The organism is Georhizobium profundi (assembly GCF_003952725.1).
In the GTDB taxonomy this organism is placed as follows: domain Bacteria; phylum Pseudomonadota; class Alphaproteobacteria; order Rhizobiales; family Rhizobiaceae; genus Georhizobium; species Georhizobium profundi.
The window spans coordinates 3,911,061-3,924,767 of the sequence record NZ_CP032509.1 but is presented as its reverse complement, the minus strand read 5'-3'; the positions used below and the strand labels follow the sequence as shown (position 1 = coordinate 3,924,767).

The window sequence follows — 13,707 nt, the reverse complement described above, 5'->3', positions numbered from 1 at the left end:
GCGGGCTCGCTCCGTCCCGCCATAACGCTTTCAATGGTAAGCGTCGGGTAAACAGCCAAGCCTCAGAACGGATTCCAGGTCGGCGACGATGTCAGTTTCAGGTAGCCGATGTTCAGCCCGAGGCGCGCACCGACGCCGGTGCGGATCGGAACCAGCAGAACCTGATCGCGGCGCATCACCTGCATGCCGACGCCCGCAACCACGAAAGCCGACCCACCGACGCCGGCAAAGCGGCCGTAGACACCGTTGATGCTCGGCAGGTCGTAGACGAGCATCATCGTGCGAGCGCCCTGGCCGCCGTAATCGAGACCGAGGGACGGGCCCTGCCAGAAGAGATTGTGACTGCCGGCGTTCTTGGTGTGCAGCTGGCCTTCGCCATAGGTCAGGCCGCCGATGAAGGCGCCGCCGGCTTCCTCGCCAAGCACGTAGCCATTGGGCAGGCCATAGGACTGGAACGCCTGCTCGATGACCTTGGCGAGACCACCGGAGGTCGAGCCGAAGAAATCGTGACCGGCGTCGACGATCTCCTGCATGCTGTATTCACCGGAATCTTGCTGCTGCTGTGCGTTGGCAGGCAAGGAATAAGCGAACGCGCCGGCGATCATCGCGATGGCGAACAGAACCCGGCGGGCGACGAGAAGCATCCTCGACATCAAACTCTCCTTCGATGGACCCGGAAAGGGACGAAGCGGCATTTTCGTCGCGTCAGATTAAGAAACGGTTTACCTAAAATCGGATCAAAGGGGGTGACGGGGAAGAGCGCCACGCGTCACCTTGGCACCAGCTTCGCGCACTAGGTTTCGGCCGCGCCCCGATCTGATCGTCGCCACGCCGCATGGAGAAGATATGTCTAGAAATCCGAATCTCACACTTGCCGGGCCGGATCTCGCCGCGCTTCTCTGCAGCCGGGTGTGCCACGATATCATCTCGCCGGTGGGTGCGATCAACAATGGCCTGGAACTTCTCGACGAGGGCGGTGCCGATGTCGAGGCGATGGATCTCATTCGCCAAAGCGCGCTCAATGCATCGGTTCGCCTGAAATTTGCCCGCCTGGCCTTCGGCGCGTCCGGTTCTGTCGGTGCCTCAATCGACACCGGCGAAGCGCAGAAGGCGACCGAAGACTATGTCGGCGCCGACGCAAAGACCACGATCACATGGAACGGACCGCGTGCCATCATCCCCAAGAACAAGGTCAAGCTGCTCTTGAACCTGTTCCTCGTGGCCTATGGCGCGATCCCGCGTGGTGGCAACATCGACATCCATTTGGAAGATCTCGAGACGACCCCGCGCTTCCGTCTGATCTCGAAGGGCCGCATGGTCCGCGTGCCGCCGAAATTCCTGGAGATCCATTCCGGCGAACTCGACGAGCCGGTCGATGCCCATTCGATCCAGCCCTATTACACTGTTCTCCTCGCCGACGAGGCCGGCATGCGAATCAGCGCCTCGTCCGATGGCGAAGCGGTCACGTTCGTCGCCGAACCGGTCTGAACCCGGTCGGTTGCTCGCCCCGCTACGGCAAGCAACCGTTAAGCCTGTACGTTGAGAGAATATTCGCAAGAGCGCGCTAAGGTACGATCCATCAAGAACGGCTGGACGGTTCAGGTCCAAAGCCGACAGAAAGGGATCGTGCCATGCAGCGTCTCATGATCGTCGATGATTCGTCCGTCATCCGGAAAGTCGCCAAGCGCATTCTCTCCGGCCTCGATTTTCTCGTGTCCGAAGCTGATACGGGTCACCAGGCCCTGATGCACTGCCAGGCGCAGCTGCCCCATATCCTGATCGTCGATGCAACCATGCCCGATGCGCTGGAAATCATCGGCGCAGTGCGTCAGCTGCCCGGCGGCGCCGCCGTTCGGATCTACTATTGCCTCGTCGAAGCCGATCTCAAGTCGATGATGCAGGGCAAGCGCGCCGGTGCCGACGACTTCCTGATCAAGCCGTTCGATCGCCGCATCCTGACATCCGTTTTCGGACATCTGAGCAAGGCCGTCGCTTAAACACCGTCCCCTCGACGCAAAAAAGCCGCCCGAAGGCGGCTTCGATGTATTGAGACGGCGGAGAAATCAGGCGATTTCGCGGATTTCCGCGTCATCCGGCTCGCGCAGCACGTAGCCGCGACCCCAGACAGTCTCGATATAGTTCTTGCCGCCGGCAGCAGTCGCGAGCTTCTTGCGAAGCTTGCAGATGAAGACGTCGATGATCTTCAGTTCCGGCTCGTCCATCCCGCCATAAAGGTGGTTGAGGAACATTTCCTTGGTGAGCGTCGTGCCCTTGCGGAGCGAAAGCAGCTCCAGCATCTGGTATTCCTTGCCCGTCAGGTGCACGCGCTGGGTCGCAACTTCGACGGTCTTGGCATCGAGATTGACGATCAGGTCGCCGGTCGTGATGACCGACTGTGCATGACCCTTGGAGCGACGCACGATCGCGTGGATACGGGCAACCAGTTCGTCCTTGTGGAACGGCTTGGTCATGTAGTCGTCAGCGCCGAAGCCGAGACCGCGAACCTTGTCTTCGATGCCGGCCATGCCGGAAAGGATCAGGATCGGCGTCTTGATCTTGGACAGACGCAGGGTGCGCAGCACCTCGTAACCGGACATGTCGGGCAGGTTCAGGTCAAGCAGGATGATGTCGTAATCATACAGCTTGCCGAGGTCGACGCCCTCTTCGCCGAGATCGGTCGTGTAAACATTGAAGCTCTCGGACTTCAGCATCAGTTCGATACTCTGCGCTGTCGCGCTGTCGTCCTCGATGAGTAGAACCCGCATATTTATCCCCTTTTCCGCCGCCCCGCAGCCCTGGCCAAGCCGAGACGGAACGGATCCAGTCGTTGCCTGTGTCCAAGATTGCCAGCGAATGGTTAACAAATTCCGATTCAGTCTGGCAACCGGTTTCCTGCCTGTTAAAATTCAGCATCAGAGCACTGAATTCTAATAGGAAATATTCCCGCGACCGCTCACCGTTCATGTGAGCGAATTGCGCTAAGTGACTCTACCGACTCGTGAATGACGAACTGGCGCTCATTCGCCGCCGCCATTTACCGAGCCTTAAATGGTCGTCCTTATGATTAACGATGCCCGTAAACGAAACGTTACCGAGGTCAGGTTTTTGTTAAGATTTCGGAGATTTCTTTCGGCGGCGGGCGATGTGGCATCGGGGGCGGTGGGGAATACCCGCACCGGCGCACTTTCGGTCGGTGGCGCCATTGGCGCAGAGGCCTCGTGTTCGGAGAGTATTGCGTCATGAAATCACGTGAGAGTCTTGTTCGTTTGAAGGCATTTCAATTGAACGAGAAACGCCGCCAGCTGGCCCAGATTGGCACCATGATGGGGGAGCTGGAGCGCATGTGCGCGGAATTGGAGCAGCAGATCGTTGCTGAAGAGAAGAAGGCGGGCATTACCGACACCAACCATTTCGCCTATCCGACCTTCGCCAAGGCTGCGCGCAAACGGGCGGACAATCTTCTCGGATCGCTGCGGGAATTGAAGGTCCAGCGGGATGCCGCTGAACTGGCCGTCGAGGAAGCCGACGCCGATTATGCCAAGGCTGCTGCGCTGGAAGAGCGCGACGCGGGGCAGCGTCTCGGCCGGGCCGGGTAACGGATAGACCGTTCGGCGACACGAAGTCGCCGGTCGAAAATGGGAAAAGGCGCCCCGAGCCGGGGCGCCCATTGTCGTGTCGATCAGGTTTGAGCTTGATCAGTTGCCTCGCGCAAAGCCAGCAGCAGGTTCACCTTGGCGCTCAGCGCGTTCGCGCGGCCCCTCGGGGGCCCATCCCCGTTCGGATCCGAATTTGGCAGGCTCATACTTCACCTTCGAGATCGCCCCGCCGAAATCGACGTGCAGTTCGGCCATCTCGTCATTGGCGCCGCGTGCCATGATCTCGTAGTGGCGCTTCTTGCGATCGACCAGCGCGACGAACTCGTAGCCCGCATCCTCGATCGACCGGCGCACTTCGCTTTCGCTGGCATAATTGCCGACGAAATTGGCGCGGCGCTCGAACTTGATCTCGACCTCGTCGACATTGCCGTAGCGGTCGAGTTCGATCTTGGCACGGTTGCCCTGAGCGTCCTGGGTATAAGCCTCGAACTCGTCATCATCGGCTTCGATGTAAGCGACCGGCTGCAGGTCGTAGCGCGCCGCGACCTCGTTCATCTGCCGGGTGATCTGATCGCGATCGCCTGTGAACCAGCCGCTCTGGGCCAGCGCCGGCGTTGCGGCGGCAATGCTCGCACCGAGGGTGAGGGCGGTGCCGATGGCGATCAGGTTGCGCGTCTTCGAAACAGTCATGTCCATCTCCTTGGTTTCATCGTGTCGATGATCGGGAGATAGCAAAGCCACGCTGAATCGACCGCGAACGGTGCGGTTCAGGCTTCGTTCAGGATGTCAGGAAGAGACGTTGCCCCATGCCGCACCGGTTCGCTTTGGCTGCGAACGGTCGTCACGGCCACGCATGATTGGGCGGCCGTGATCGAGGAGCGGACGAGGCTGACTGGACTTAGTGGCGGTATTGCTGGATGCGGGTCGTGCGCAGGCCGGCAAGGCCATGATCGTTGATAGAAGCTTGCCAAGACAGGAATTCTTCCACCGTCAAGGTATAGCGCTCGCACGCTTCTTCCAGGCTGAGCAGGCCGCCGCGAACGGCAGCGACGACTTCAGCCTTGCGCCGTATCACCCACCGCCGCGTATTGGCGGGTGGAAGATCGGCAACCGTCAGCGGCGACCCGTCGGGGCCGATGACATACTTGACGCGGGGCCGTACCATATCGGTCATTCGGACTCTCTACACACACACGTGACCTGAAATTCAAATCTAGACCGCGACGTTTAAAAATTACCTAAGCGAAACGAAACAATTCGTTAGGAATTGTAAACGATTGGCGACCTGGGTGATTCGTGGCAGCCCGCCATTGCTTGTTTTGGGCCAGTTTTGTGCCTATAGGACCGCTGAAGGCTGCTTGAACGCTTCTGCGGGCAGCCCGCATTGATCGGCGCCTTGAACGCCCTTGAACGCGAAAGATTGTGGATATGAACAGCCTCGACCTTCCAAAGGCGCCCGCCGATACGCGGGTCGTCGTCGCCATGTCCGGTGGCGTGGATTCCTCCGTGGTGGCCGGCCTTCTCAAGCGCGAGGGCTACGACGTCATCGGCATTACCTTGCAGCTCTATGATCACGGCGCCGCGGTAAAGCGCGCCGGTTCCTGCTGCGCCGGTCAGGACATTGCCGATGCGCGCCGCGTCGCCGATCGGCTCGGCATTCCCTATTACGTGCTCGACTATGAGAAGCGCTTCCGCGACGCGGTGATCAATCCGTTCATGGAAAGCTACGTGGCGGGGGAAACGCCGATCCCGTGCGTAGCCTGCAACCAGACGGTCAAGTTCGCCGACCTGCTGGAAACCGCGCGCGACCTCGGTGCCGATGCGCTGGCCACCGGGCACTATATCCGCTCGCGCCAGAACGGCGCACATCGCGCGTTGCACCGTCCGGTCGATGCGGAGCGTGACCAGAGCTATTTCCTGTTTGCGACGACGCAGGAGCAGGTCGATTACCTGCGCTTTCCGTTGGGCGGCCTGTCCAAGCAGGAAACACGGACGCTCGCGGCCGAAATGGGGCTCGAAATCGCCGCCAAGCCCGACAGCCAGGACATCTGCTTCGTGCCGCAGGGCAAATATACGGATGTGATCGCGAAGCTGCGCCCGAATGCAGCCCTTGCCGGCGACATCGTGCACGTTGACGGGCGCGTGCTCGGCAGCCATGACGGGATCATCAACTACACGATCGGTCAGCGCAGGGGCTTGGGCGTGGCGACAGGGGAGCCGCTCTTCGTCGTTCACCTCGACGCCCGCTCGCGCCGCGTCGTGGTCGGCCCGCGCGAAGCGCTCGAAACGCGCCGCCTCATCCTGCGGGATATGAACTGGCTCGGCGACGGCGCGCTTGCCGAGATCCCGGCGGAAGGCCTCGAGTGCTTTGCCAAGGTGCGCTCCACCCGCCCGCCGGCGCCTGCTCGGCTGACGCTGGAAAATGGCGGCGCGGTGGTGGATCTGCTTGATGGTGAAACCGGCGTTGCCCCAGGGCAGGCCTGCGTGCTCTACTCGGCGCCGGGTAATGACGCGCGCGTTTACGGCGGCGGCTTCATCGAGCGCAGCGAACGCTCACCCGCCGCCGAAGCGATGCTGAAGGCCCTGATGCCAGGCGAGCACGCGCTCGCCTGAAGCAATTACGGGAAAGCCTGCGGCGAAACCTCAAACTCTCCTACGCGTCATCCTCGGGCTCGTCCCGAGGATCTACCGGTGGTGACCCACGGGGCATCGTGCGTGGTTGAGCCCAAGCCTCGCGTGATTCGAGTTTGACGCGAGGCCTTGGCCGTGAGGTCGACGTTCAGCCGCCGAAGAAGCCGAAGCCGGTGTTGCTGCTGGTCTGCGGCGTGCCGAGGTCGGAATAGAGGTTTCCGGCACCGGTTGCCGTCACGATGACTTTGGTGCCGACGCCGGCTCTTGCGTAGAGGTCGGTCACGTCTTCGTTCATCATGCGGATGCAGCCGGAGGACATGTTCTGGCCGATCGTCCAGGGCTGGTTGGTGCCGTGGATGCGGTAGATCGTGTCCTGTCCGCCGCGGTAGAGATACATGGCGCGCGCACCGAGCGGATTGTTCGGGCCACCTTCCATGTAGGCCGGAAGAATGTTGCCCTTGGCGCGCTCGCGCTCGCGCATGGCGGCCGGCGGCGTCCAGCCTGGCCACTCGGCTTTACGGCCGATGCTGACGGTGCCCGACCAGCCGAAGCCGTCCTTGCCGACGCCCACGCCATAGCGCGTCGCCATGCCGTTGCCTTCGACGAAGTAGAGATATTTGGACGACGTATCGACGATGATCGTGCCCGGTCGCTCGCTGGTCTGGAACGCGACCTGGGCACGCTGGAACTGCGGCGCCGGCATGTTCGGCTGGCTGGCGCGCGCCTGATAGGGCTGCGGTTCCGGAACCGCATGGGGGCTGCGCACGAACGCGCCGGCCGGCGCAGCAAGCGTCACGCCGATCGCCAATACGGCAACCGATTGGGTAAGCTTCATGGTGAACGACATTGGCGGTATCCCCAGCCTCTTGAGCAGCATCTGCACTTGAACGCACGATCTGCGTTCAAGTTGCATGACGCGCGAATATACCGCGTGATGGTTTATTTTCGCCTACAGAACCACCACGCGGGTACCGACCGACACGCGCTCGTAAAGCTCCATGACATCCTCGTTGCGCATGCGGATGCAGCCGGACGAAACGGCCTGGCCGATCGTGTAGGGCTGGTTCGTGCCATGGATGCGATAGAGCGTGGAGCCGAGATAGAGTGCGCGTGCTCCAAGCGGATTTTCCGGGCCGCCGGGCATGTGTGCCGGCAGGATGCGGCCCTTGGCACGCTCGCGCGCGATCATCTGCGCCGGCGGCGTCCAGCCCGGCCATTCGGCCTTGCGCGTTACCCTCTCGCTGCCGCGCCAGGAAAAACCTTCCTTGCCGACACCCACACCGTAGCGGCGCGCCTGGCCGCCTGCTTCCACATGATAGAGAAAGCGCTGGCTCGTATCGATGACGATGGTGCCGGGCGCATGGCCGCCGGTATAGGCGACCGTCTGCGGCAGGAATTTCGGATCGAGCGTGCCGACCGGGGCCTGCACGGCCTGGCCTGCTGCCGACGCCTGCTGAACCTGCGGTTGGGCGCGCAAGCGGCGCGGCTCGGAGCGTTCGCGCGGAATCTGGACGGCTGCCGCATTGGGCAGGCGGCGGCGCTGGAACAGGCCGCGATTGGTGTGGACAGGTCCCGCACTGTGCAACTGCATGACCCAGGGTGCCGAAAGGTCGGGGCTCAAAACCACGGGCGGCCGGGTGGCGTAGCGGTCCTGCGCCTGGGCGGGCAGGCAGGCGGCAGCGCTGGCCAGTAGCGCGAACAGGCAGACGGTCGTTTTCATCGGTGATATCTCCAGCCGGAGGAAAAGTGCCTAAAACTGGAACGATCCTGGCACCGGCGTGATGACCAATGGTAAATCGGGTGGCGTTCGAGCGGGCTTTGCTCGATCCATCGCGCAAGACGGTTAGCGCCGGGTTGAGCGATGCGGTTAGCGGTGCGTTAAAGAGAGGACGACGAATGGAAACGGCGCGAGATGGACTGCTTGAGGGCGAGGACGGCCGCCCGCGCTGCTTCTGGCACGGCAATCTGCCGGACTACACCCATTACCACGATACCGAGTGGGGAAGGCCGGTCGCCAACGACCAGCGCCTGTTCGAGAAAATCTGCCTGGAGGGGTTCCAGTCGGGCCTGTCCTGGCTGACAATCCTGCGCAAGCGCGAAAACTTCCGCAACGCCTTCGCCGGTTTCGATTTCGACAAAGTCGCCCGGTTCGATGACGGGGATATTGCGCGCCTCTTAGGCGATGCCGGCATCGTGCGCCACCGCGGAAAGATCGTCTCGACCATCAACAACGCCGCCCGCGCGATCGAGATGCGCGACGAGTTCGGGTCGCTCGCCGCCTATTTCTGGTCGCATGAGCCCGATGCGGCAAGCCGCCCGGCACGGCTAGACCACGCTACGCTGATCGCCAACCCGACGACGGAGACCTCCAAGCGCCTGTCGAAGGATTTGAAAAAGCGCGGCTGGACCTTTGTCGGCCCGACCACCGTCTATGCCTTCATGCAGGCCATGGGCCTCGTCAACGACCATATCGAAGGCTGCTGCATGCGCGACGAGGTGGAGCGAGAACGGGCGGCGTTCGCCCGTCCGGCGTAATCCAAATCTAGGCCGGCAGCATCGGGTAGCGCTGCAGCGACCGGAAGCCCGCGAAGATGAAGAACACCAGGAGCAGGCCCTGCGCCAGCGCGAAAGGCTGTTCCGTGCCCGTCGGGGCCAGCGCGTTCAAGGCCGGCACCTTCTGGAAAGCCTGGACCACCAGCACGAAGCTGTTGAGGTAGAGCGCGATAAGCGCCGAGACGATGTAGGTCTCGCGCCAGTGCCCCGCCGCATGCTTCCAGTAACGGGCGAAGATCGCCACCACGAGCACCACGGTGGATGCGATGCCGACGCCGACAGCTGGTGTGATCGTGGCGATCGGAAACAGGAAGCCGGTGATCACGGTCGCGGCGGTCGAGATCAGGAACACCTCGGTCCAGTGCTCGCGGCGCCGTGCGGTCAGCCAGCCATGCAACACGACGAAGCCGGCGAGGATGCCGACCAGGCTCAGAACCACGTGAAAGAGTGTGAAGGCAGTCATTCCGAAAAGCATGGATATTACTCCTGTTCGATGACTTCCTCGATCATACGCCTTCCCGTGATAGTTGAGAAGCTGCTTAAACGCGGCCGCCCGCGCTCATGCTTCCAGCGTCGATTTCAGCCGTGCCAGCCGCTCGACCGCGCTTGCTGCATGCGGACCGATCCAGCGGTCGTGAATGTGCTTGATCGGCAGCGGATTGAGGTGATTCCACCGTTCCCGGCCTCGGCGTTCAACGATGATGAGCTCGGCCGCCTCGAGCACTTTTAGGTGCTGCATGACCGTGCAGCGGTCGAGCTTCGGCAGAAGCTCGGAAAGCGCTCCCGTGGTCTTCGGGTCGTCCTTCAACATGTCGCAGATCTGACGGCGAACCGGGGCGGCCAGAGCCTTGAAAACGAGGTCGGATTTCGATTCGCTTGACATGTTATATTTTTATAACACAATGGATTGATCGACAAGCGGATCCCAAGACCGATGGAGGATAGGATGGATCTCAGATTCAAGGTGTCCGGCCGCATAGCGCGCCCGATCCACGACGTGTTCGAAGCCGTCGCCAACCCCGACAAGCTGTCGGGCTATTTCACGACAGGCGGCGCCAAGGGGCGCCTCGAGGCCGGCGCCACGGTAACCTGGGATTTCGCGGATTTTCCCGGCGCGTTCCCCGTGAAGGTGGAGGAAATGGACGCGCCGCGACGCATCGTGCTGCGGTGGGAGGCAGCCGACAGGGACGAGGCTGGCCGACCCTATGACACGACCGTGACGATGACATTTGCACCGCTCGATGGCGACCGCACGCTCGTGACCATTTCCGAGGAAGGCTGGCTCGAGACGGCGGAAGGCGTGAAGAACTCCTACAGCAATTGCGGCGGCTGGATGCAGATGCTGTGCTCGCTGAAGGCCTATGTCGAACACGGCATCAATCTGCGCGACGGGATGTTCAAGTAGCGCTGCCATGCGGGCGGCCGAACTTGCGGCAACCATTCCGATCCTTTAGGAACCGCGACTGAAAAGCTGAAGTCAAACGTGACGCATTCGTCGCCAGGTTCCCCATGTCCGATAAGAAGAAAAAGCCGCAGAAGCTGAAGGCCCGCCTGCCGCGCGGGTTCGGCGACCGTTCTCCCGCCGACATCCGCGCGACCGACGAGATGGTGGCGAAGATCAAGGCCGTCTACGAGCGCTACGGCTTCGATCCGGTCGAAACGCCGATGTTCGAATACACCGACGCACTCGGCAAGTTCCTGCCCGACAGCGACCGGCCGAACGAGGGCGTGTTCTCGCTCCAGGACGACGACGAGCAGTGGATGAGCCTGCGCTACGACCTGACCGCGCCGCTCGCCCGCCACGTGGCCGAGAACTTCAACGACATCCAGTTGCCCTACCGCACCTACCGCGCCGGCTGGGTGTTCCGCAACGAAAAGCCCGGCCCCGGCCGTTTCCGCCAGTTCATGCAGTTCGACGCCGACACGGTGGGCGCTCCGGGCGTTCAGGCCGACGCCGAAATGTGCATGATGATGGCCGACGTGATGGAAGCGCTGGGGATCAAGCGCGGCGACTACGTGATCCGCGTGAACAACCGCAAGGTGCTGGATGGCGTTCTGGAGGCCATCGGTCTCGGCGGCGACGAGAATGCCGAACGCCGGCTGACGGTGCTGCGTGCGATCGACAAGCTGGACAAGTTCGGCGTTGAAGGCGTGCGGCAATTGCTGGGCGCAGGCCGCAAGGACGAGAGCGGCGATTTCACCAAAGGTGCGGGGCTGGATGAGGAGCAGCAGCAGCGTTTGGTCGACTTCATAGTTGCGGCTCAGCACGGCGGAACCGAAACATTTTTCGCAAACCTTGAGGCGACCACGATTGCTTCAAGTTCTCGTGGCCTCGAAGGCCTGGAGGAACTTAAGGATATGAGCACTCTGTTTTACAGTGCTCAGTACGGCGGGGACCGCATCCGCATAGATCCCTCCTGCGTCCGCGGCCTCGAATATTACACCGGCCCCGTCTTCGAGGCGGAACTGCTGGCCGAAATTCCCAACGAGAAGGGTGAGATTGTGCGCTTCGGCTCGGTCGGCGGCGGCGGGCGATATGACGGGCTCGTTTCGCGCTTCATGGGCCAGCCAGTTCCGGCGACAGGCTTCTCCATCGGCGTTTCGCGCCTGATGACGGCGCTGAAAAACCTCGGCAAGCTCGGCCAGGACCAAGTCGCCGCGCCCGTGCTGGTCACCGTCATGGACCGCGACATCGAGGCGCTCGGCCGTTATCAGCGTTTCACCCAGGAATTGCGCAATGCCGGCATCCGGGCCGAGATGTTTCAGGGCAACCCGAAGAATTTCGGCAACCAGCTGAAATACGCCGACCGCCGCGATTGTCCGATCGCGATCATTCAAGGCGGCGACGAGCGGGAACAGGGCGTTATCCAGATCAAGGACCTGATCGAGGGCAAGCGTGCCTCGGAAGGCATCGAGGACAATGCCGCGTGGCGCGAAGCCCGCGTCGCGCAGGTGACCGTGCCCGAAAGCGAACTTGTCGCCAAAGTGCGCGAAATGCTCGCCGCGCAGGATGAGGACCGGGCCAAAGACCGGATGGGCGGCGCATGAGGGTTTCATGCCGCTTCTGAACCTTCCGGATTTTACCGATGCGCTGCTCAAGGATCTGGCCGGGCGTCGCACCGAACTGGTGACGATCCCGGTGATCCAGCCGGCTGCGCCCTTTCTCGATATGGCGGGGGAGGATCTGCGGCGGCGCATCTTCACGACGGAAAGCGAGACGGGCGAAGCGCTGTGCCTGCGGCCTGAATTCACGATCCCCGTCTGCATGGGCCACATTGAGGGCAATGCCGGCACGCCGAAGCGCTATGCCTATCTCGGCGAGGTCTTCCGGCAACGCCGCGAAGGTCCGAACGAATTCTATCAGGCGGGCATCGAGGATCTCGGCGATCACGACGTGGCCGCAGCCGATGCGCGCGCCGTGTCGGATGCGCTGGAGGTGCTGCGGGCACTTCTCGCCAAAGATTCCGGCCTTGCGGTGACGATCGGTGATCAGACGGTGTTCGAGGCCGTGCTCGCCGCGCTCGGTCTGCCTGAGGGCTGGAAGCGGCGTCTCGTCCGCGCATTCGGCGATCGTGCCGCTCTCGACGCGATGCTGTCGTCCCTGTCGCGCGGAGAGGCGGGCAATGGATCGAGCGAGGCAAGCCGTCTCGTGGAAGCCAACGACCGGGCAGGGCTCGTCGCCCATATCGCCGACCTCATGGACGCGACCGGCTATTCCTCCAATGCAAGCCGCACGCCGGAAGAAATCGCCGACCGGCTTCTGGAAAAGCATGAGCTGTCGGAAGCGCGGCTCGAAGCTCATGCCTTCTCCGTTCTAACGGAATTCTTGGCGCTCGACGTTGAACTGGCGCAAGCGCCTGCAGCCCTTGCCAGCTTCGCCGATGCCGCGGGGCTGGATCTGCGCGCCGCACTCTCGCGCTTCGACCACCGCGTGGCGGCGATCCGCAACCGAAGTGGCGACGTTTCGGCCATGCGCTATCGCGCCGCCTTTGGCCGGCCGCTCGATTACTATACGGGCCTCGTCTTCGAAATCGGCGCTGCGGGCCAGGTGCTTGCCGGCGGCGGGCGCTATGACCGCATGCTGACGCTTCTTGGCGCGGCGAAGCCCATTCCGGCCGTCGGCTTCTCGCTTTGGCTCGATCGGATCACCGCGGTGCGCCAGGCCGATGGCAAAGCCGGGGGTGCGGCATGACGATCACGCTTGCGTTGCCCTCCAAGGGCCGGATGAAGGACGATGCGCTGGCGGCCTGCGCCAAGGCCGGGCTTGCGATCGAGATGGTGGGCAATGAGCGCTCCTATCGCGGCCGGGTCGTCGGCGATGACGGCATCGACGTCGCCTTTCTTTCCGCATCTGAGATCGCTCGCGAGCTGGGCAATGGCGGTGTCGATCTCGGCATCACGGGCGAAGATCTCGTCCGCGAAACGATCCCCGACGTCGCGCGGCGCGTCGCGATCGGGCCACGTCTCGGCTTCGGCCATGCGGATGTCATCGTCGCCGTGCCCGAGATCTGGCTCGATGTGGAGACCATGGCCGATCTCGGCGACGTCGCTGCCGATTTCCGCCAGCGCCACAACCGAAGGCTGGCGATCGCCACGAAATACTGGCGCCTCACGCGCGATTTCTTCTCCGCCAAGCACGGCATCCAGCTCTATCGGATCGTCGAAAGCCTGGGCGCAACGGAAGGGGCACCGGCTGCGGGATCTGCCGACATCATCGTCGACATCACCTCGACCGGCTCGACGCTGAAGGCCAACCATCTGAAGGTACTGGAAGACGGCGTCATCCTGCGTTCAGAAGCCTGCCTCGTGCGCGCCCTGACCACCGACCCAACCCGCAGAGAAGCCGCCGAGGCGCTCGCCGCGCGGTTCGGCGCCTGACATCAATCTTGTCGGAAATAGAAAAGGCCGCACTCCCGGGAGGGGGAGG

General features: G+C 62.6%; 17 protein-coding genes. 9 read left to right on the top strand and 8 right to left on the bottom strand.

All coding sequences use genetic code 11. The features are described 5' to 3' along the window. Positions 1 to 62: 62 nt before the first annotated feature. Positions 63 to 605, bottom strand: coding sequence for a DUF1134 domain-containing protein (locus tag D5400_RS18955; protein WP_245451581.1), 543 nt, complete (start codon positions 603 to 605; stop codon positions 63 to 65). 241 nt (positions 606 to 846) lie between these two features. Here D5400_RS18955 and chpT point away from each other — a divergent pair, with 241 nt between their 5' ends. Beyond that, positions 847 to 1,488, top strand: coding sequence for a histidine phosphotransferase ChpT (gene chpT / locus D5400_RS18950; protein ID WP_126011700.1), 642 nt, complete (start codon positions 847 to 849; stop codon positions 1,486 to 1,488). Between the two features lie 143 nt (positions 1,489 to 1,631). Next, entirely contained in the window at positions 1,632 to 1,997 is a 366-nt protein-coding gene (locus D5400_RS18945; RefSeq protein ID WP_126011698.1) for a response regulator, read from the top strand. 66 nt (positions 1,998 to 2,063) lie between these two features. On the opposite strand, the gene ctrA is transcribed toward D5400_RS18945, so the two are convergent. Continuing rightward, on the bottom strand, positions 2,064 to 2,765 hold the full coding sequence (gene ctrA, locus D5400_RS18940) for a response regulator transcription factor CtrA (protein WP_126011696.1): 702 nt from the start codon (positions 2,763 to 2,765) through the stop codon (positions 2,064 to 2,066). Between the two features lie 474 nt (positions 2,766 to 3,239). On the opposite strand from ctrA, the gene D5400_RS18935 reads away from it, so the two are divergent. After that, positions 3,240 to 3,596 (top strand): flagellar export protein FliJ, encoded by a 357-nt coding sequence (locus D5400_RS18935; protein WP_126011694.1) that lies wholly within the window; start codon positions 3,240 to 3,242, stop codon positions 3,594 to 3,596. A gap of 99 nt (positions 3,597 to 3,695) precedes the next feature. Here the strand turns inward: D5400_RS18935 and D5400_RS18930 are convergent, their stop codons facing one another. Both D5400_RS18930 and sciP read right to left on the bottom strand, forming a co-directional pair. After that, the gene (locus D5400_RS18930) at positions 3,696 to 4,286 is read right to left on the bottom strand and encodes an acyl-CoA synthetase family protein (protein WP_126011692.1); all 591 of its coding nucleotides are present in this window, start codon (positions 4,284 to 4,286) and stop codon (positions 3,696 to 3,698) included. 208 nt (positions 4,287 to 4,494) lie between these two features. Next, complete coding sequence (gene sciP, locus D5400_RS18925; RefSeq protein ID WP_126011690.1) at positions 4,495 to 4,770, bottom strand: CtrA inhibitor SciP; 276 nt, start codon at positions 4,768 to 4,770, stop codon at positions 4,495 to 4,497. A 254-nt stretch (positions 4,771 to 5,024) separates the two neighbouring features. Here sciP and mnmA point away from each other — a divergent pair, with 254 nt between their 5' ends. Further along, positions 5,025 to 6,209: a tRNA 2-thiouridine(34) synthase MnmA gene (mnmA, locus tag D5400_RS18920; RefSeq protein ID WP_126011688.1), complete on the top strand. Its 1,185-nt coding sequence runs from the start codon at positions 5,025 to 5,027 to the stop codon at positions 6,207 to 6,209. 166 nt (positions 6,210 to 6,375) lie between these two features. On the opposite strand, the gene D5400_RS18915 is transcribed toward mnmA, so the two are convergent. Together D5400_RS18915 and D5400_RS18910 are read right to left on the bottom strand one after the other, a co-directional pair. Beyond that, a complete protein-coding gene (locus tag D5400_RS18915; RefSeq protein WP_245451362.1) occupies positions 6,376 to 7,074 on the bottom strand; it encodes a L,D-transpeptidase in 699 nt (232 codons plus the stop codon). Positions 7,075 to 7,176: 102 nt separating this feature from the next. Then, positions 7,177 to 7,947 (bottom strand): L,D-transpeptidase, encoded by a 771-nt coding sequence (locus D5400_RS18910; protein ID WP_126011685.1) that lies wholly within the window; start codon positions 7,945 to 7,947, stop codon positions 7,177 to 7,179. Between the two features lie 176 nt (positions 7,948 to 8,123). Between D5400_RS18910 and D5400_RS18905 the strand changes: the two genes are divergently transcribed. Continuing rightward, positions 8,124 to 8,762 carry a DNA-3-methyladenine glycosylase I gene (locus tag D5400_RS18905; RefSeq protein WP_126011683.1) on the top strand — a complete coding sequence of 213 codons (639 nt, stop codon included), beginning with the start codon at positions 8,124 to 8,126 and terminating at the stop codon, positions 8,760 to 8,762. 7 nt (positions 8,763 to 8,769) lie between these two features. Here the strand turns inward: D5400_RS18905 and D5400_RS18900 are convergent, their stop codons facing one another. After that, on the bottom strand, positions 8,770 to 9,255 hold the full coding sequence (locus D5400_RS18900; protein WP_126011681.1) for a hypothetical protein: 486 nt from the start codon (positions 9,253 to 9,255) through the stop codon (positions 8,770 to 8,772). An 84-nt stretch (positions 9,256 to 9,339) separates the two neighbouring features. Next, entirely contained in the window at positions 9,340 to 9,663 is a 324-nt protein-coding gene (locus D5400_RS18895; protein ID WP_126011679.1) for an ArsR/SmtB family transcription factor, read from the bottom strand. A 63-nt stretch (positions 9,664 to 9,726) separates the two neighbouring features. Here D5400_RS18895 and D5400_RS18890 point away from each other — a divergent pair, with 63 nt between their 5' ends. The 4 genes from D5400_RS18890 to hisG all read left to right on the top strand — a co-directional run bounded on the left by D5400_RS18890 (position 9,727) and on the right by hisG (position 13,658). Continuing rightward, complete coding sequence (locus tag D5400_RS18890; RefSeq protein WP_126011677.1) at positions 9,727 to 10,185, top strand: SRPBCC family protein; 459 nt, start codon at positions 9,727 to 9,729, stop codon at positions 10,183 to 10,185. 104 nt (positions 10,186 to 10,289) lie between these two features. After that, a complete protein-coding gene (hisS, locus tag D5400_RS18885; protein WP_126011675.1) occupies positions 10,290 to 11,828 on the top strand; it encodes a histidine--tRNA ligase in 1,539 nt (512 codons plus the stop codon). Positions 11,829 to 11,835: 7 nt separating this feature from the next. Continuing rightward, positions 11,836 to 12,972, top strand: coding sequence for an ATP phosphoribosyltransferase regulatory subunit (locus tag D5400_RS18880; protein WP_126011673.1), 1,137 nt, complete (start codon positions 11,836 to 11,838; stop codon positions 12,970 to 12,972). Next, a complete protein-coding gene (gene hisG / locus D5400_RS18875; RefSeq protein WP_126011671.1) occupies positions 12,969 to 13,658 on the top strand; it encodes an ATP phosphoribosyltransferase in 690 nt (229 codons plus the stop codon). The genes D5400_RS18880 and hisG overlap by 4 nt, the downstream gene beginning before the upstream one ends. Positions 13,659 to 13,707: the final 49 nt, after the last annotated feature.